The following is a 17,254-nucleotide window of genomic DNA, read 5'->3' on the forward strand; positions in this document are numbered from 1 at the left end:
ATTTATTCCTCTAACAAATTATAATACACTACTGCTAGTGAATCAACTTCAGTATAGGTTGGTTACTACACATCCAGTTTTGCATACTTGGCATTCGCCTCAATAAAATCACGGCGCGGCCCAACCTCATCACCCATCAACATACTGAACACACGATCCGCCTCGGCAGCACTTTCAATAGTCACCTGTTTTAAAGTACGACGCTTAGGATCCATGGTGGTTTCCCAAAGTTGTTCTGCATTCATTTCACCCAACCCTTTATAACGCTGTATGGTTACCGCATCCTCTCTTCCTCCGCCTAATTTCTCAACCAAAGCTTTACGTTCTTCTTCATTGTATGCATAGGCCGATTCTTTACCTTTTTTGACGAGATATAGCGGAGGTTGTGCAATGTACACATACCCTTGCTCTACCAACTCTTTCATGTATCGATACACAAAAGTAAGAATCAGCGTAGCGATGTGGCTTCCATCCACATCTGCATCCGTCATAATAATCAGCTTATGGTAACGAAGCTTGGAAAGATTCAGGGCCTTGGGGTCTTCGGGTGTACCTACCGTAACTCCCAATGCTGTATAAATATTCCGTATTTCTTCGTTTTCGTAAATCTTGTGCTCCATGGCTTTCTCCACATTGAGGATTTTACCTCGCAGCGGAAGAATCGCCTGGAAAGAACGATCGCGGCCTTGCTTAGCAGTTCCCCCTGCAGAGTCACCCTCTACCAGGTACAACTCACAACGGGCAGGATCTCTATCAGAACAGTCCGCGAGCTTACCCGGTAAACCTCCACCACTTAAAACCGACTTTCTTTGCACCAGATCACGTGCCTTTCGGGCGGCAGCTCTTGCTTGAGCAGCCAGAATAACTTTATTGATGATATTGCGGGCTTCTTTGGGATGTTCTTCCAAATAAGCCTCAAGCACTCTTGCTACAGTAGTTTGTACCACCCCGCTTACCTCACTGTTGCCGAGCTTGGTTTTGGTTTGTCCTTCAAATTGAGGTTCGGGTACTTTTACGGCAATGATAGCGCTAAGACCTTCACGAAAATCATCACCTTCTATAGTTACTTTAGCTTTTTCAAATAACCCGTTCTGATCGCCATAGTTTTTGAACACACGAGTCAACGCTTGACGGAATCCCGTAACATGCGTTCCTCCTTCTATGGTATTAATATTATTTACGTAAGAGTAAATGTGCTCGGTGAATGAATCGTTATATGTTAGGGCCACCTCCACAGCTACGTTAGTATTTTCGTCATGCCCTTCTACACTGATTACATTAGGGATTAAAGGCTTGCGGCCGGCGTTTTCGTCCAGCATGGCAACAAATTCCACGATGCCCCCCTCGCTGTAGAAGGTTTTAGAAAGCGGCTCTCCGTTTTCATTTTTTTCACGCAAGTCGGTGAGGGTAATGCGCACGCCTCTGTTCAAATAAGCCAGTTCGCGTAAACGTCCTTCAAGAATATCGTACTTATATTCTGTAGTAGTAAATATAGATGGATCGGGCCAGAAATGCTGATGCGTACCTGTTTTATCAGAGACACCTATTTCCCGAACATCATATTGAGGTACACCAATGCGATACTCTTGTTCAAAAATTTTCCCCTCCCGATATACGGTGGTAATCATTTTGGCACTAAGCGCATTCACACAACTCACGCCCACACCGTGCAGCCCTCCGGATACTTTATAACTTCCTTTATCAAATTTACCACCCGCATGCAGCACCGTCATTACCAGCTCAAGGGCCGACTTATTTTCTTTTTTGTTGATACCAGTGGGAATGCCCCGCCCGTCATCCTTGACTGATATGGAGTTATCCTCATGAATGACAACATCGATATTTTTACAATATCCCGCTAATGCTTCGTCAATTGAGTTGTCTACAACTTCATATACCAAGTGGTGCAATCCTTTTACTCCGATATCCCCGATGTACATCGCAGGACGTTTCCGTACCGCCTCAAGACCTTCTAATACCTGAATACTATCCGCACCATAGGTGTTTCTATCATCGATTTCCACTTCCTTGATTTCTTCACTCATAAATAAAAAATGATTGAACTAATGCTGTTTTCGTGCTGTGTTCGCAATGGACAAATTTACGGAAAATTAAGCGTTTGTACGGATTTCAATTGAAATGTGGATATATAGTGCAAAGAGCCAGCCACCTGTGGCAACCGGCTCTTTAAATATTTAAAATCAACTATTTATAAAAACAAGTATTCCTCACCTACATCCCTCTGCCAGATAGTTATTGCCATTAGGAACGTTTCACAATCTGAGCTACCAAATCAGCCTCCGTTGCAACCTTGTTCCCCACGTATACTGTTCCCCTCATTTCACAAATTCCCCTTCGAATAGGAGCAGTAAGTTCCATCTTCAGAATCATCGTATCACCGGGGCGCACCATTTGTTTAAACTTACAGTTATCAATTTTCAGGAAGTAGGTATCATACTGTCCTTCTCCTGCCAAGTTGATAGCTAAAATACCTCCACACTGCGCCAGTGCTTCAATTTGCAGCACTCCCGGCATTACCGGATTCTGCGGAAAGTGTCCTTGGAAAAACCACTCATTGAAGGTCACGTTTTTGATCCCCACAATCTTATCATCTGTAAGGTCGATAATCTTATCCACCAACAAGAACGGGAATCGGTGGGGTAATGTTTTTTCTATATACTGCAGATCGTATACAGGAGGTACTGTAGGATCATAGCTAGGCACATCTTTTATGTGCTTATTGGCTTTAATATGTTTTTTAATCAACTTCGCAAAAGCCACATTGGTACTATGTCCTGGCCTATTGGCAATAACTCTTCCTTTAACGGGATAGCCGATTAATGCCAAATCACCTACCACATCCAATAGTTTATGTCTTGCCGGCTCGTTAGGGAAGCGCAACTCCAGATTATTGAGATACCCTTCACTTTTTACCTCTATATTATCTTTTTTAAAGATTTTTTTCAGACGCTCCAGCTCGGCATCGTCCACAGGCTTGTCTACTACCACAATAGCATTGTTCACATCACCGCCTTTAATCAGGTTATGCTCCAACAACATTTCCAGCTCATGTAGGAAGCAGAAAGTACGGCACGAAGCAATCTTTTCTTTAAAGTTTTTCATCGTCTTCAGCTCGGCGTGCTGCGTACCCAAAACCGGAGAATTGAAGTCTATCAGTGTTGTAATCTGATATTCCCGTGCGGGCATTATCACCATCTCCACACGCTTCTCTTCATCGGTCAGATATAGATTCTCATCTATTGAATACCAGATTTTCGCTGCATTTTGCTCCTCTACGCCTGCCTCCTCTATAATTTCAATAAATGGCATGGAGCTACCGTCCATAATAGGCACTTCGGGACCATTGATTTCAATCAGACAGTTATCTACGCCCATTCCTACCAATGCGGCCAACAGGTGCTCCACAGTGCTTACCTTAGCGCCATTAGCCTCAAGGGTTGTGCCACGACTTGTATCACTTACCAAATCACAATCCGCTTTAATAATAGGCTTATTAGGCAGATCAACGCGTTGAAACTGGATACCGAAACCGGCATTGGCGGGCTTTAATGTAACATCGGCCAGAATTCCTGTATGTAACCCTGTACCACTGATGCTTACCGCCTGTTTTAAAGTATGCTGCTTGTCGGGGTTGAAGTTATTATCCATTTCTAATTCTTGTTGAATTTGGCAAATATAAATTTTAATGAGGAACGAACACAATATTATTGCCTCCTCCTATAACAATTCTTCTAATTTTCGTTCATTTGCCGTAATGGACGATTCGCATACGGATATCCACCCATCTGCACTATCTGATGTATGGATATTTCCTGAAATGTATGATAACTTAAAATATAATACTTTTAAGAAAGTTACATGAAATTCTTGCACATTTGCCATTGAATTAACAAACCATGAATATCAACCTACAAAATATTAAGTCCCCTTTCTTCATCGGTGTTGCTGGGGCCGGAATGAGCGCTATTGCACAGTATCTGCGTGGTATAGGTATGAATGTAAGCGGTAGCGATCGTTTTTTCAATGAAGGTAAGGCTGCTGATATCAAAGAAAAACTCGAAGCAGAAGGTATACAATGTTATAAACAGGATGGTAGCGGTATCACTCCTACAACCGACCTGGTTGTTGCTTCTACTGCGGTAGAAGACACAGTTATAGAAATTCAGAAAGCTAAAGAACTGGGCATTCCTATTATAAGACGTGCAGAACTGCTGGCATTAATTGCCGCCAGTAAAAAAACGATTGCAATTGGTGGCACCAGTGGCAAAAGTACCACAACCGCAATGTTGTTTGATATCTTAACTTATGCCGGATTGTCGCCATCTATTATCAGTGGCGCAGGACTGGTGAGCCTTATCAAAAAAGGAAAAATAGGTAACGCGTTTGTGGGAAAAAGCGAATGGCTCGTTATCGAAGCCGACGAAAGTGATGGCTCGATAGTGCAATATCAACCCAGCATCGGTGTGTTATTGAATATTGATAAAGACCATAAAGAAATTGAAGAACTGATACAGATTTTTGGTACTTTTCGAAATAACAGCCAGTCTTTCATTGTTAATCAGTCCAACAAAAATGCAGCACGCTTATCCACCCAACTGGCAAATGATTTCGAAGTAAACGCTGATAATAGCGGTGCCGGATTTGTTGCCTCTTCTTTTGTGCAAAAGGGATTTAAAATTTCATTCAAGATCAACTCACAACCTTTTGAAATCAATATTGCCGGAAGACACAATATGGAAAACGCAACAGCTGCCGTAGCTGCCACTTCTTTAGTAGGCGTATCTCTACAAGTAGCCAGTGAGGCATTACAACATTATGAAGGTATTTACAGACGTTGTCAGGTATTAGGCAATAAAAGAGGGGTGTGGATTGTAGACGATTTTGCGCACAACCCGGTAAAGTGTGCGGCTGCCATCAAAAGTTGTCAGCAGGCTGCTAACAAGGTAGTAGCATGGTTTCAACCCCATGGGTACGCTCCTACCCGTTTTTTAAGAACCGATTTTGTAAGAGAAATTACTGCGGCCTTGCGCCCACAAGATGAAATATGGATGAGTGAAATTTTCTATGCAGGGGGCACTACCACAAAAGATATCTCTGCCGAAGATCTAATTAATGATATTAAAGCCGAAGGTAAGCAGGCCTTCTTCTTAGCCGACAGAAAAAACCTCCCCGATGCGGTAAAACCGCGATTGGAAGAGGGAAATGTACTGCTACTGATGGGCGCAAGAGACCCCTCATTAGAAAGTTTTTCCCACTGGGTGTTTGACAATCTTTAGGCCAGAGTGAACTCTTCGTGTTTTTGTGGATGGCCCAATAAATAATAACAAAGCACCATTAACAAACCGTCCTTCGCTTTGGGTGTAGAGGCTTCAACATCTAGACTACAAACGGCGAGGGGCTTCTCAGTATTTTCTTCTACGATGGCAACTTCCTTATTATTGAGGAAGTTGAGATAGTAGCGCTTATCGTCGATAATGATGTACTGCCTATCTCCTTCTCGTTTCAGTTCTCCTAAATCCGTTCCGTACTCATTTTCCAGCACTACTTTGTGTTTCAAAAGTCCTTTCTTACGATACTTAAAATATCTTCTCTCACCATCTTCCGCTTCTACGTGCACCCAATCTGTCTGGCTTTTGTACGCTAGCGTAAGTAGCTTACGGCCATTATTCCACAAACTATACGCTGTCTGGCCAAGATTGGTAGTGATTGCTTTCCACTGCATGATGTTTGGGATTTGCAATACAAAGTTGGCTATATTTTGTGGGAAAAAAGCCAGTTAACATTAAATTAATATTGGATTTGGATGAAAAAACGGGCAGAATAAAGAACTTGTTAACATTATGTGCATAACTAAGCCAATATAGCTGCTATTAAAATTTAGTATGTAAGTATAAATAAATCATTACAATAATGATCAGTAGAATAAGAATGGAGAAATAAAGCCACCATAAAGGCTTCATACTCAGTTGCTCTCTTCTTCTTTTTCTGCGACTGGTACGATTCTTCAAATCACGGTTCAGTCCATCTACAATTAAACGAATACGTTCTTTATTTGCTACTTGCTGTAAGCCTTCCAGCGCCTCATTATCAAAATCCTCATCAAGTAAATGCATCTCCAGCTCATGCTTTTCGGCATTAGACAGCTCATCATTCAGATACTTCAGAAGAAGTTCTGCATCGACATTCTTTTTTGGCCCATGCAATATTTTATTCAACTCATTCTCCATTTTCAAGCTTTGTGGTTTTGAGTTTTTTCTGAATGTACAAGCGTAGATTTCGTTTACCGTTTTGAATATAACTTTTAACCTGCTGTAAGGAGTAACCGGTTTGAACACTGATATCCATGTAGCTTTTTTTCTGCATATAAAACAATGTTATGCACTCATGTTGCTCCTTATTAAGTTCACTCAAAGCTTCATCAAGTAGGCCATCTGCCAGCACTTTATCTGTTATATCCACATCTTCCTCCTCTCTAGTACTGTCGCTGATTACAGGTAGTTCTACGGGCACTTTTCCTTTTCTGTCGCGCAAAATAGTCAAGCATTGATTTCGAGCTACCATGTACAACCAACTCTTAAAATAATCAATCTCATACTTGGGTATTTCCTGTATCACCTTCAAAAATATCTGCTGGACACAATCTTTAGCCTCCTCTTCATTCTTCAAATATTTCATACACACACCAAATAGCAGTAAAGTGTACCGTTGCAACAAAATGCCGAGCCACTCACTGTTGTGATGCTGCCGAAACCGCTCCAACAGTTCTTTATCGCTAATATCTTTATACAGATCTGTGGTCACACTGATAAAGTTATTTAAATCTACCATTAAGATGCATTAACTGCAAAATTCCACACATTATATTTGTGGCTTACTATTTTTACATAAAATATCCATCATGAACTATGCAATTGTGACGGTGCCCGCCGCCCCTGTAAGAAAGCTTCCCAACCATCGTTCTGAGATGAGCAATCAGTTGTTATTTGGAGAGTCGGTAAAAATCATCCGCCAAAAAAACGAATGGTATAAAATAGAAAGTTTGTATGATGGTTATCAGGGATGGCTCACTCATCATATGATTACGTTGACAGATAAAAGTGAAATAACCTCTTCCTGTCACTTACTGGCACCTCAGTTCTTAACCACCATTCGCATTAACGGGCAAACTATGCAAATTCCTTTAGGGGCATCACTTCCTAATCTAAAGAATAGAAAAGGGACCATTGCCGGAAAAGAATATAGCTTCAATGGGAAGCCCCTTCGACCTGATACTATTTCCAATAAAATTGAACAACTCATTAGCAATGCTATGCAATGGTTAAATGCTCCTTATCAGTGGGGTGGTAAGACCGTTCTAGGAGTGGATTGTAGCGGGTTTAGCCAAACAATGTATAAATTGGTAGGTATGCCCATTCCTCGAGATGCGAAACAACAGGCGCTTAAGGGCACTCTTGTAAAAAATCTACAGCAGGCCCAACCAGGAGATCTAGCTTTCTTTAATGAAGATGACAAAATCGTTCATGTGGGAATCTTACTGGGATCGAATAAAATCATACATGCGGCTGGCAAAGTGCGTATTGATACCATCGATAAAAAAGGCATCGTCAATGTAGACTCCGGTAAGCGAACTCATAATCTTAAGGTAATTAAGAGATTTATTTAATAGCCTCCAAGAGATAATCTTTGCTTACAGGATAAGCCCGATTATACATATGTATAAGATTGGTTACTACAGATAGTGCAAGCTGATTACTTTTATCAAGAGTTTGCCAGCTAATAATAACCGGTTTTACTGCAAAATAGGAATCCGAAAAAGTAGTAGTTTCTCCATCACTGATATTGCGAAAGCCTTTAAGACTCTCTATATCTACAAGGGGCAAGACTCTTTGTAATAATCTGGACAATTTTGTATAGTCTTTCTTTACTGCTTTTCGATAGGCTTCCGTATTAGGAAAATAAACAGTGAGTTGATAGCTATAGTAGGAAAGCATTTTATCACCAAAATCCATTTCCCTTTCATAAAAAAGCATATCCACTTTATTCGCCTGCATGCTAAATGGATTAAATACTTTATACTCTCCTTTTGCGTAATAACCGGTGGAATCGGTTTTATGTAGTATTGTCTTATTCAAAAGTTCCGGATCGGTAGTCAGCGCTTTTACAAATGCAGAAAAAGAACCTGCAAAAGGATTTACTCTGTAATACTTAGCCACTACATCAACAAAGTTCTGCTGAGCCGAGAGTATTTTTCCGGCTAACAAGAAGATTATCAAGTAAAAGAAATATCTCAAAGCGCTAATTTTTAAAAACCTAACAAACATTTTTATTCAGATAGATTGCTCCCTATATAGCGAAGCCGGCTTTCTATGCCGGCTAATAATGTTCAAGTATGATAAAAAACACTTTTATTGCTTTACATAATGCTGTTTATACAAATCAATAGCTTCTGAAACTATGGGAAGCGCAGTTGCTTTGTCCTGAAAGGTATCAATCTCTACTTTCTTATTTTCAAGCACTTTATATTGCTCGAAGAAGTTACGCATTTCAAGCAAAAAGTGCTGTGGCAGCTCGTCAATATTGTCGTATTGTCTTACGGAAGGATCGTGCAGTGCAACTGCAATAATTTTATCATCACGTTCACCACTGTCAATCATCTGCATATTACCTATTACCTTCGCCTGTACCAAACAGAGGGATCGGATGGATTGTGAGCATAGTACCAATATATCCAGTGGGTCCATATCTTGTCCCAGCGTTTGCGGAATAAATCCATAATTCACCGGGTAATGGAACGATGAGTAAATGACCCTATCCAGCTTCAACAGTCCCGTTTCTTTATCTATCTCATACTTTGATCTGGAACCCTCGGGAATTTCGATAATCGCATTCACATATTCTGGTGCATTAGTTCCATAGCTTACTCCATGCCAGGGGTGACGAATTGTTAACATAATGCCTTATTGATTTGTAATTAGCAATAGGAAATGAAAGTGTTATAATTTATATTTTATGTGCAAATATACTAGTTTTCAAAAGCTCCTTCTTTGGACTCAAAAAGATATTTAAAATCAACCAGCCACTTTCCGTCCTTACGCACTACTTTAAGAGTATCTCTATTGTCTTTATGAAAGGAGTTCGAATAAACGATAATGCTGGTAGAATCGTTCAGCAACTGCCTGTTATGAATATGAATACTAGCATCCCACAGCCCCTGCCGTTCCTCGGACGAAAGCTGTATACGCGATACGGCATCCAGTTGCTGGTTATTGATGGAATCGCGCAGCATAAAATCTGCAGCTCGATCGTATCTGCCTTTCAGAGAAGCTTCTAAGAAATTTCTGGCAGCATCCAGATCGCTGTCGGCCTCATCCTGCGATGATCCACTATTGCATGATACCCCTACCAAAAGGCCCCATACAGTTATGAATAGCAACAATTGTTTTGTCATTATGTTTTATTTCAGTTGTTCTAAATTTTTCTGAATTTCTTCAAGCACTTTGGGATCCACATTTCTAAGGATACTATCAGCCTTTTCTCTCTCCTGCTGCATTCTCTCTATATCCATCTCTGAAATATCCGGTACAACCTCCTCTGGGTGCTGCAGGCTTTGCGATCCCATACGCATAAGGGTACTCATAGAAAAATCTACCTTCCATCCATCTTTTTGCTTTATAAGTTTAAAATCGGTGGGTGGTACATCCTTCTTTTTATGTCTTACCTTAATAAATGCCGAGTCCCCCATAATCCTCGCTGGCTCCATTACTACATCCCTGAAATCTTCAGTAGGATCATTATCCGGTAGTGAGTCTTTCATTCTTTCAGCAATTTCTAGACCTTTTTTTATCATTTCTAGAGTAGCCTTGCTATCGTTGGTAACATATTGCGCTGCACCATCTATATCTTTTTTTGCCAGCTTTTCAAAAAACAAAGGCAATACCTCATTAGGATCGTGAATAACAGCCCCACTATTACAAGCAGCTAACCAAAGAAGCATCGTAATACTATATAGAAAAGATACCTGTTTTTTCATCAATAATAGATTATAGTTAATGACCCATAGACCGAAATACCCAGATTCACACAAACAAATGTAAGTATGTGTTTTGAAATTCTGTTTAGGATTATTTTAAAATTGTGCTTCAAATATCAGTATTGCCATATCATTCAGGTATAAATCGTCAATACTCACGTATACAGGATCCTGCTCTTGGGGCAAAAATCCTTGCAGTTCATTATTCAACACCCCATTCATGCATTTAAAAACAAATTCGCTGCAATACATTCTATCATCTGTATCAAAATTAAAATACCAGTCGAACAACAGCTTGTGAGCATAGTGTTTTTTCACTACAGTTGTAAGAGCATTAACTTGTTCATCGTTCAAAGGGTATCTGAATACTGCAAATTTATCGGCTTCTTTCGGGAGACAAAACTTTTCTATGGGTTCGCGTAATAAGGCCTGACTGCGATTATAGCCCCCTCCTATTGCATGATATACAAAAACGGAGTCGTTTTCCACCTGCAAAATCCCGCAATGTGAATAGGTTTTATCCCTTCGATTAAAACTTCGAGCTACGCGACTCACACCGTCTCTTCCATTCCGCACAATAATATCCCCGCTTTTAATTAACAATTTGGCTGCTGCTATTTTCTGTGCAACCTCTCTATCAGAAGATTTGCAGGCTATCAAACAAAAAAGAAAAAGGCATCCGCAATTACGAACGCCCTTTTGAAGTATTTGCAATATACCTTTAATCTTTGGAATATTTTTCTTTTTCCTGCGTAGTACGCTCATGCTCATCGTTATAAGCTTTGATAATAGCCTTCACTAAACGGTGTCTTACTACGTCATCTTCGTCCAACTCAATATATCCGATTCCCGGAATATTTCGCAAGATGCGGGTGGCCGTTTTTAATCCACTCCGTTGATTTTTGGGCAAATCTACCTGCGTCATATCGCCGGTGATGATGGCTTTTGCATTAGCCCCGATGCGTGTCAGAAACATTTTAAGTTGCAAATCGGTAGCATTTTGTGCCTCATCCAGAATGATGAAGGCATTATCCAGTGTGCGACCACGCATATAAGCCAGGGGCGCAATTTCTATAGCACGGGTGCTCATGAAATACCCTAACTTATCAGCCGGAATCATGTCGTCCAACGCATCATATAAAGGTCTTAAATACGGATCGATTTTTTCCTTAAGATCACCGGGTAGAAATCCAAGGCTTTCACCGGCTTCTACAGCTGGACGCGTAAGAATAATTTTCTTTACCTGCTTATTCTTCAAAGCCCGAACGGCCAGAGCTACAGCTGTATACGTTTTACCGGTACCGGCAGGGCCAATCACGAAAAGAATATCGTTCTTTTCCGCTTCCTGAACCAGTTTTTTCTGATTGGCGGTTCGGGCACGAACACTCTTACCATTAGGGCCGAATACCAGCACTTCGTTAGGGTTTCGCTCAATAAAGTTGTCGATAACTTCCGTGTCATCACCGCCTAATATCTGATCGAAATAGTTGTTGCTCATGCTGCCATTTCTTTCCAAATAGGCAATAACCAGATTGATTTTTTCCTTAGCAGCTTGAATTTGCTCGGGTGCACCACTTAGTTTTAACTGCGTACCACGTGAGAGTATTTTTAGCAACGGGAACTTTTTCTTAAGGATATCAAGCTTGGCGTTGTTAACCCCAAAGAAATCTAGCGGGTTAACGGTATCGAGATTAATGATTACTTCTGTCAATGCTTTTACGATTTATGTTTACACTACCTTGCCGGAAACATTTTTGCTGCTATTGTGCATAGGGTACGTATTCCGGCGCTTCTATTCCAAATATATCTTAAAAAATACAAGAATAAAATTTATCTTTTCAACACCTGTGAATACTTTTTTTCCAAAAAAATGTTGAGAAAATATGGGGCTTTGATACCTAACTGCAAAATAGGGTATTACTTCCGTTACAGTGTTGAGCTATTGTAACAATCCATCGGGCTGATTGTTCATGATAGGGCAAGTATTATAAGGTCTTTAACTGAGCTATGGTAGCTACAGGGTCCTTCGCCTTAAACACAGTACTTCCAGCCACTAGCACATCCGCACCGGCATCGAGTATTTCCTTAGCATTTTCAAGGGTTACACCCCCGTCAATTTCAATGAGAACATCCAATCCGCGCTCTGTAATCATTTGCTTCAACTGCCGAATCTTCTCCAGTGTGTAGGGTATAAACTGCTGCCCACCAAATCCGGGATTTACACTCATTAAATTCACGATACTGATTTCATGCAAAATGTCGCTTAGCATAGAAACCGGCGTGTGCGGATTTACAGCCACACCAGCCTTCATACCTAGCGATTTGATATATGTAATATCCTGATGCAGTCTGGGACATGCCTCAATATGAATCGTAAGATGATCTGCTCCTGCCTTTTTGAATACTTCGGCGTAACGCGCCGGATCTTCAATCATCAGGTGCACATCGCAGGTTTTTTTGACAACTTTTCGCACAAACTCTAGTACCATCGGTCCAAAACTGATGTTGGGTACAAACTGGCCATCCATTACATCAAAATGTAACCAGTCTGCCTCACTGGCGTTTACAATATCACATTCTGCCTGCAGATTCAGAAAATTAGCAGCTAATAAAGACGGAGCGATAATTGCCATACAATAAGGTTTACTGGCTGCAAAGTAAACGCTTTCTATCAAAAGAAATTGCGTACAAATACCTATTTTCGCAATTCAACAAATTACTGAGTACTATGCAAACCGGCCTTCTTCATTTACACAGCTTTTTACGTTGGGCAATTTTGCTATTCTTTTTGATAGCTATTTTCAAAAGCCTAGGTGCAGGTAATAAACCATTTACTAAAAGCCACGCCACAGCAGGACTAGTACTGACTACACTTTGCGACCTTAATTTTCTGGTGGGACTCATTCAATGGTTTACCGGCAGATTCGGGCTGAAGCTATTTCAACAAATGCCCATGGCTGATATTATGAAGGCCCCAGTATACCGTTTTTTCGCGGTTGAGCATATTACGGGAATGCTTATTGCCATTGTATTAGTGCACATCGGTCGTTCTTATGCCAAAAAGAATATATCAGATAGACAAAAACACCGTAAAACAGTGTTGTTCTATGTTATTGCACTGATAATTATGTTGGCCGTTATTCCTTGGCCGTTTAGAGAGATAGGACAAGGTCGGGGCTGGTTCTAATTTCCGATTTAGCGGGGGCCTAATTCTACCACCTGACAATCTTTAAAATCACTCCCATCTATCGTAAAACAGATGAGAGTCCTTACTTTGTGCCAACCGTGCTTGCCCGCAGCGCCAGGATTCATATGTAGACACTGCAAGGCGTCGTCGTACATTATCTTAAGAAGATGCGAGTGGCCACTGATAAATAATTTCGGCTTTTCGAGGAGAAGCTGTTTGCGGGTTTCGGGGTTATACCGGGGCGGATAGCCTCCAATATGTTTGATCATCACCCTTACCTTTTCAATTTTAAAAAGCGCCACTTCCGAAAATTCGTTTCTAATATCCCTTCCGTCAATATTGCCATAAACACCTCGCAATGGTTTTAAGGCCCGCAGTTTCTCAGCGATCTCAATATTGCCGAAATCGCCCGCATGCCATATTTCATCACAGTGCTCGAAATGATAAAGCACCTGTTCATCCAAAAATCCGTGCGTATCCGATATCAGGCCGATACGGGTCATTAGGTTTATTATACGTTAGGGTTATTAATCTTTAGTCATCCTTTGGGTGGCAATAAGGATTTTCTTTTCCATTAGCTCATTTTTTTTGAAAGCCTTTTTCTCTTGCTTCAGGCTTCGCTTATTATAACCCTCCTCTATCAATTTATTAAGATTAGGTTTACCGGCATTTACCCAAGCCGTATACCAGAAATCGGCCACAGCATTGGAAGACGCTATCAACTGGTCATTGATGGAAGATTTTAACGCCTTAGAGTACTCTCGAGCAAATGCTTCTGTATAGAATCTGCGATTTTTACCCCAACGGAACTCCCATCTATACTTGGTAGAATCGGTAAAGTTTTTGGACACTTCACGCTCTTTTTCGAACATTTCGGGAAGTAGAGAAAACGTATGCTGAATAATCTTCCATATTTCGTCCTTGGGATCAGCAATATATCTGGCTTTATGACGCGAACTCAGGTTATAACTTGTGATCACTGCTTCAGGCACAGTGGTTTCCCATAAATCGTGAATACCATGCTGTCCGGTAAGCTGACCATCATAGTTAATGGAAGTATGTAGCGGTACATGCGCATCTGCAATATAATGACTCAAGTCAGCCGCATAAAACACAATACTATCGGGTTTTTGGGAACGGAACGCTTGGGTCAGTTTTTCCAGATACGCCTCTATTACGTAAGGCAGCGTACCGTATTTGTTAAGCGTATCAAGGCTGTATTTTGCTATAGCTTCCTGAAAATCTCTGGGCACCTCAGGGAAAGGAATATCTCCGAAACGCTCCATATCCATATAATGCTTACTTCCCTCTGTACTATCCTGCGTACGCCTTACGTCCGGACGCGGAGCACCGTACACCAAAGAATCTTTATGCACATAGAAAAAAGGCTGCATGGCTTTGGGCAATTGATAGATGGCCAGTTGGGCGATAGTTCGATGCACCAAAAAACCCCATGCCGAGGTTATCAATACAATACCAATAAGGATAAGGGAAAAAAGAAAGTAGTTTTTATTACGCATAATCTCTCAAAATAATCCTGCAAATTTGGGAGAAAAAAGGATTAGTTCCATTCCCGGTTAACTAAATTGTGAAACAAAACTCTGGATTTACATTAAAACTGCAAAAAAGTTATATACACACTTTATCTTTGTTTATAATACTAAATCCTAGCATATGCCGCTACTCGAAGTTCGGAACCTTATAAAACATTTTGCTACACAAAAAGCTGTAGACGATATCAGCCTCAGTATTGAAAAAGGACAGATTTTTGGATTACTGGGACCCAACGGTGCCGGAAAAACTACGCTTATCAGAATGATTACCGGTATCTTTTACCCAGATAGCGGCACTATTCTCTTTGACGGACAACCGTTCAACCCTGCACACGACATTGTGCATATAGGATATATGCCCGAAGAAAGAGGGTTGTACAAAAAAATGAAAATAGGCGAGCATGCCCTTTATCTGGCACAACTCAAAGGACTTAGCAAAAAGGATGCGCTCGAAAAAATAAAAGTTTGGTTCGATAAGTTCGAGATGGGAAGTTGGTGGAACAAGAAAGTAGAAGACCTCTCAAAAGGTATGCAACAAAAACTGCAGTTTGTCACCACTATCCTACATAATCCTAAGCTCATTATACTGGACGAGCCTTTCAGCGGACTGGATCCGGTAAACAGCAATCTCATAAAAGACGAAATATATAATTTGGCCCAAAATGGCGCTACAATAATATTTAGCACCCATAGGATGGAGCAAGTGGAAGAAATTTGTGACCATATTGTGCTAGTCAATCAGGGGAAAAAAATTCTTGACGGCACAGTACAGCAGGTGAAAAATGATTTCAAACAACATATCTACAAGATTGCTTTTGAGAATGATATTTCTATCATTGCAGACAGCACCATATTTGAAATTAAAGAACAGGACGCTCAATCCATCGTTGTTCAAAAACGTGATGGCGTAACAAATAATACAATTTTGCAGTATTTGATACAACAAGGTGCCCAAATCAATGCTTTTAAGGAAATATTGCCTAGCCTGAATGATATTTTCATCAGTCTAGTTAAAGACACCCCTGTATCACGCCAATTCCAGAACGTTAATTAATCTTTCTAATTGAAACTAACATATGAGCAAAACATTTTTAATCATACAACGAGAATATTTCACCCGAATAAGAAAAAAATCCTTTATTATTTCCACCTTACTTTTTCCACTGCTGTATCTCGGGTTGGTATTTGGCACTGCTTATATCGGGCAAAAAGCCTCTTCCAAATTGAAGATTGCATTGGTAGACTCTTCGGGCAAGTTCACCCAACAAAAAATAGATAAAGTAAATGCAGAGGACAAATCGAATACGCTCATTCTGGAAACAACAGATGTAGCCCAACTCGCCAACGATTTTGAAAGCAGAGGATACGATGCATATGCTGTAATTCCCCAAGACATTATGATTGCTGCCACTCCCCAAACCATCGTAGTGAAATCCAACAGAACACTGGGATTAATTGCCGGAGTACAGTCCAAGCTTAACAATATATGGAACGATATCAAGTACGAGGAACTAGGAATTGACCAAGAAAAACGTGTAGCACTCACAGGAAGCAAGCTTATAGTACTTGCAGAAAACCAGCAGGACAAAAGTGCAGACGGAACTTATGCAATGATCATAGGATATGCAGCAGGCTTTCTGGTGTACTTTATACTGCTCATATATGGCTCACAGGTAATGATGGGAGTAATGGAAGAAAAAACCAATAGAATTGCCGAAGTAATGGTATCCTCAGTAAAGCCTTTTCAGCTCATGCTGGGGAAAATAGTAGGAATTGCACTGGTAGCACTTACCCAGTTTCTACTATGGATTGTATTTGCTTTAGTAGTGTTTAATGCTACTAAAATTGCAGGCAATACGAGTTCGGAGCTGGCCGGAGCTGTTGCAAGTGTGCAGAAGTTCTTTACCAGCTTTAATATGCCCTTGCTATTGTTCCTGTTTGCATTCTATTTTTTGGGAGGCTTTTTCTTCTATTCCTCATTGTATGCAGCTATCGGTAGTGCAATTAACGAAGATGTACGTGAAGCGCAGTCACTCTCATTTCCGATTACACTAATCATCATATTTGCCATTTTTCTGCTGACCATAGCGATGAATGACCCCACTAGCCCTATAGCTGTTTGGGCGAGTATCATTCCTTTTACCTCTCCTATTGTAATGATGGCCAGAGTGGCTTATGGAATTCCGGGAACCGTTACTTACGGACAGCTTGCGCTGAGCATGACATTATTGGTGGCATCATTTTTATTCATGGTATGGTTTGCGGGTAAAATTTACCGCACGGGTATCCTCATGTATGGTAAAAAACCTACCTGGAAGGAAATGCTAAAATGGGCGATGCGCAAGTAATATTTACGTATTTAACCTTGGGATTCAACCGGCTTTACCGTCTTTTTACACCCGTTTACCGATGCGTATTATGTAGGGGGAGCTGCGAGCTGTAATTTTACATTACGAAATCTAA

The 17,254-nt window shown here is 40.7% G+C and carries 20 protein-coding genes; 6 read left to right on the forward strand and 14 right to left on the reverse strand.

Annotated features, from left to right (window positions below):
* Positions 1-65 precede the first annotated feature (65 nt).
* Both gyrB and PIECOFPK_RS12755 read right to left on the reverse strand, forming a co-directional pair.
* Positions 66-2,045 carry a DNA topoisomerase (ATP-hydrolyzing) subunit B gene (gene gyrB, locus PIECOFPK_RS12750; protein WP_409966066.1) on the reverse strand — a complete coding sequence of 660 codons (1,980 nt, stop codon included), beginning with the start codon at positions 2,043-2,045 and terminating at the stop codon, positions 66-68.
* Between the two features lie 217 nt (positions 2,046-2,262).
* Positions 2,263-3,669, reverse strand: a complete 1,407-nt coding sequence (locus tag PIECOFPK_RS12755) for a bifunctional UDP-3-O-[3-hydroxymyristoyl] N-acetylglucosamine deacetylase/3-hydroxyacyl-ACP dehydratase (RefSeq protein ID WP_330973894.1) — start codon at positions 3,667-3,669, stop codon at positions 2,263-2,265.
* 37 nt (positions 3,670-3,706) lie between these two features.
* On the opposite strand from PIECOFPK_RS12755, the gene PIECOFPK_RS12760 reads away from it, so the two are divergent.
* Positions 3,707-3,883 (forward strand): hypothetical protein, encoded by a 177-nt coding sequence (locus PIECOFPK_RS12760; protein WP_330973893.1) that lies wholly within the window; start codon positions 3,707-3,709, stop codon positions 3,881-3,883.
* A 34-nt stretch (positions 3,884-3,917) separates the two neighbouring features.
* Positions 3,918-5,297, forward strand: coding sequence for a UDP-N-acetylmuramate--L-alanine ligase (locus tag PIECOFPK_RS12765; protein ID WP_409966067.1), 1,380 nt, complete (start codon positions 3,918-3,920; stop codon positions 5,295-5,297).
* Here PIECOFPK_RS12765 and PIECOFPK_RS12770 read toward each other — a convergent pair.
* From PIECOFPK_RS12770 to PIECOFPK_RS12780, 3 genes are all read right to left on the reverse strand, one after another.
* The gene (locus PIECOFPK_RS12770) at positions 5,294-5,743 is read right to left on the reverse strand and encodes a hypothetical protein (protein ID WP_330973891.1); all 450 of its coding nucleotides are present in this window, start codon (positions 5,741-5,743) and stop codon (positions 5,294-5,296) included. The two genes, PIECOFPK_RS12765 and PIECOFPK_RS12770, sit on opposite strands and share 4 nt — an antisense overlap.
* A gap of 148 nt (positions 5,744-5,891) precedes the next feature.
* Entirely contained in the window at positions 5,892-6,248 is a 357-nt protein-coding gene (locus PIECOFPK_RS12775; RefSeq protein ID WP_409966068.1) for a hypothetical protein, read from the reverse strand.
* A complete protein-coding gene (locus PIECOFPK_RS12780; RefSeq protein ID WP_330973889.1) occupies positions 6,238-6,849 on the reverse strand; it encodes an RNA polymerase sigma factor in 612 nt (203 codons plus the stop codon). The genes PIECOFPK_RS12775 and PIECOFPK_RS12780 overlap by 11 nt, the downstream gene beginning before the upstream one ends.
* Positions 6,850-6,919: 70 nt before the next feature.
* On the opposite strand from PIECOFPK_RS12780, the gene PIECOFPK_RS12785 reads away from it, so the two are divergent.
* On the forward strand, positions 6,920-7,684 hold the full coding sequence (locus tag PIECOFPK_RS12785; protein ID WP_330973888.1) for a C40 family peptidase: 765 nt from the start codon (positions 6,920-6,922) through the stop codon (positions 7,682-7,684).
* On the opposite strand, the gene PIECOFPK_RS12790 is transcribed toward PIECOFPK_RS12785, so the two are convergent.
* From PIECOFPK_RS12790 to rpe, 7 genes are all read right to left on the reverse strand, one after another.
* Positions 7,677-8,312: a hypothetical protein gene (locus PIECOFPK_RS12790; protein ID WP_330973887.1), complete on the reverse strand. Its 636-nt coding sequence runs from the start codon at positions 8,310-8,312 to the stop codon at positions 7,677-7,679. The genes PIECOFPK_RS12785 and PIECOFPK_RS12790 overlap by 8 nt on opposite strands.
* Positions 8,313-8,426: 114 nt before the next feature.
* The gene (locus PIECOFPK_RS12795) at positions 8,427-8,972 is read right to left on the reverse strand and encodes an inorganic diphosphatase (RefSeq protein WP_330973886.1); all 546 of its coding nucleotides are present in this window, start codon (positions 8,970-8,972) and stop codon (positions 8,427-8,429) included.
* 71 nt (positions 8,973-9,043) lie between these two features.
* Positions 9,044-9,469 (reverse strand): hypothetical protein, encoded by a 426-nt coding sequence (locus PIECOFPK_RS12800; RefSeq protein WP_330973885.1) that lies wholly within the window; start codon positions 9,467-9,469, stop codon positions 9,044-9,046.
* 6 nt (positions 9,470-9,475) lie between these two features.
* On the reverse strand, positions 9,476-10,051 hold the full coding sequence (locus PIECOFPK_RS12805; RefSeq protein WP_409966069.1) for a hypothetical protein: 576 nt from the start codon (positions 10,049-10,051) through the stop codon (positions 9,476-9,478).
* 96 nt (positions 10,052-10,147) lie between these two features.
* Positions 10,148-10,816, reverse strand: a complete 669-nt coding sequence (locus PIECOFPK_RS12810) for a YiiX/YebB-like N1pC/P60 family cysteine hydrolase (RefSeq protein WP_409966070.1) — start codon at positions 10,814-10,816, stop codon at positions 10,148-10,150.
* Positions 10,773-11,762: a PhoH family protein gene (locus PIECOFPK_RS12815; RefSeq protein ID WP_409966071.1), complete on the reverse strand. Its 990-nt coding sequence runs from the start codon at positions 11,760-11,762 to the stop codon at positions 10,773-10,775. Before PIECOFPK_RS12815 ends, PIECOFPK_RS12810 begins: the two co-directional genes overlap by 44 nt.
* Before the next feature lie 274 nt (positions 11,763-12,036).
* Entirely contained in the window at positions 12,037-12,684 is a 648-nt protein-coding gene (gene rpe, locus PIECOFPK_RS12820) for a ribulose-phosphate 3-epimerase (RefSeq protein ID WP_330973881.1), read from the reverse strand.
* 95 nt (positions 12,685-12,779) lie between these two features.
* On the opposite strand from rpe, the gene PIECOFPK_RS12825 reads away from it, so the two are divergent.
* A complete protein-coding gene (locus PIECOFPK_RS12825; RefSeq protein ID WP_330973880.1) occupies positions 12,780-13,238 on the forward strand; it encodes a hypothetical protein in 459 nt (152 codons plus the stop codon).
* A gap of 8 nt (positions 13,239-13,246) precedes the next feature.
* Here the strand turns inward: PIECOFPK_RS12825 and PIECOFPK_RS12830 are convergent, their stop codons facing one another.
* Both PIECOFPK_RS12830 and PIECOFPK_RS12835 read right to left on the reverse strand, forming a co-directional pair.
* A complete protein-coding gene (locus tag PIECOFPK_RS12830; protein WP_409966072.1) occupies positions 13,247-13,741 on the reverse strand; it encodes a metallophosphoesterase family protein in 495 nt (164 codons plus the stop codon).
* 24 nt (positions 13,742-13,765) lie between these two features.
* Positions 13,766-14,758, reverse strand: coding sequence for a zinc dependent phospholipase C family protein (locus PIECOFPK_RS12835; protein ID WP_409966073.1), 993 nt, complete (start codon positions 14,756-14,758; stop codon positions 13,766-13,768).
* 154 nt (positions 14,759-14,912) lie between these two features.
* On the opposite strand from PIECOFPK_RS12835, the gene PIECOFPK_RS12840 reads away from it, so the two are divergent.
* Both PIECOFPK_RS12840 and PIECOFPK_RS12845 read left to right on the forward strand, forming a co-directional pair.
* Positions 14,913-15,845, forward strand: a complete 933-nt coding sequence (locus tag PIECOFPK_RS12840; RefSeq protein WP_409966074.1) for an ABC transporter ATP-binding protein — start codon at positions 14,913-14,915, stop codon at positions 15,843-15,845.
* A gap of 22 nt (positions 15,846-15,867) precedes the next feature.
* Positions 15,868-17,139 (forward strand): ABC transporter permease, encoded by a 1,272-nt coding sequence (locus PIECOFPK_RS12845; RefSeq protein ID WP_330973876.1) that lies wholly within the window; start codon positions 15,868-15,870, stop codon positions 17,137-17,139.
* Positions 17,140-17,254 lie beyond the last annotated feature (115 nt).

The sequence above is a fragment of the Chitinophagaceae bacterium C216 genome (genome assembly GCA_028485475.2).
Lineage (GTDB): Bacteria > Bacteroidota > Bacteroidia > Chitinophagales > Chitinophagaceae > Niabella > Niabella composti.

Excerpts from the sequence above, each read along its gene's own strand:
- PIECOFPK_RS12760 (WP_330973893.1), top strand. The coding sequence starts at position 3,707 with ATGAGGAACGAACACAATATTATTGCCTCCTCCTATAACAATTCTTCT.
- PIECOFPK_RS12795 (WP_330973886.1), bottom strand. The coding sequence starts at position 8,972 with ATGTTAACAATTCGTCACCCCTGGCATGGAGTAAGCTATGGAACTAAT.
- PIECOFPK_RS12825 (WP_330973880.1), top strand. The coding sequence starts at position 12,780 with ATGCAAACCGGCCTTCTTCATTTACACAGCTTTTTACGTTGGGCAATT.
- PIECOFPK_RS12835 (WP_409966073.1), bottom strand. The coding sequence starts at position 14,758 with ATGCGTAATAAAAACTACTTTCTTTTTTCCCTTATCCTTATTGGTATT.
- PIECOFPK_RS12805 (WP_409966069.1), bottom strand. The coding sequence starts at position 10,051 with ATGAAAAAACAGGTATCTTTTCTATATAGTATTACGATGCTTCTTTGG.
- PIECOFPK_RS12800 (WP_330973885.1), bottom strand. The coding sequence starts at position 9,469 with ATGACAAAACAATTGTTGCTATTCATAACTGTATGGGGCCTTTTGGTA.
- PIECOFPK_RS12810 (WP_409966070.1), bottom strand. The coding sequence starts at position 10,816 with ATGAGCGTACTACGCAGGAAAAAGAAAAATATTCCAAAGATTAAAGGT.
- rpe (WP_330973881.1), bottom strand. The coding sequence starts at position 12,684 with ATGGCAATTATCGCTCCGTCTTTATTAGCTGCTAATTTTCTGAATCTG.
- PIECOFPK_RS12785 (WP_330973888.1), top strand. The coding sequence starts at position 6,920 with ATGAACTATGCAATTGTGACGGTGCCCGCCGCCCCTGTAAGAAAGCTT.
- PIECOFPK_RS12755 (WP_330973894.1), bottom strand. The coding sequence starts at position 3,669 with ATGGATAATAACTTCAACCCCGACAAGCAGCATACTTTAAAACAGGCG.
- PIECOFPK_RS12765 (WP_409966067.1), top strand. The coding sequence starts at position 3,918 with ATGAATATCAACCTACAAAATATTAAGTCCCCTTTCTTCATCGGTGTT.
- PIECOFPK_RS12830 (WP_409966072.1), bottom strand. The coding sequence starts at position 13,741 with ATGACCCGTATCGGCCTGATATCGGATACGCACGGATTTTTGGATGAA.
- PIECOFPK_RS12845 (WP_330973876.1), top strand. The coding sequence starts at position 15,868 with ATGAGCAAAACATTTTTAATCATACAACGAGAATATTTCACCCGAATA.
- PIECOFPK_RS12775 (WP_409966068.1), bottom strand. The coding sequence starts at position 6,248 with ATGGAGAATGAGTTGAATAAAATATTGCATGGGCCAAAAAAGAATGTC.
- PIECOFPK_RS12840 (WP_409966074.1), top strand. The coding sequence starts at position 14,913 with ATGCCGCTACTCGAAGTTCGGAACCTTATAAAACATTTTGCTACACAA.
- PIECOFPK_RS12770 (WP_330973891.1), bottom strand. The coding sequence starts at position 5,743 with ATGCAGTGGAAAGCAATCACTACCAATCTTGGCCAGACAGCGTATAGT.
- gyrB (WP_409966066.1), bottom strand. The coding sequence starts at position 2,045 with ATGAGTGAAGAAATCAAGGAAGTGGAAATCGATGATAGAAACACCTAT.
- PIECOFPK_RS12780 (WP_330973889.1), bottom strand. The coding sequence starts at position 6,849 with ATGGTAGATTTAAATAACTTTATCAGTGTGACCACAGATCTGTATAAA.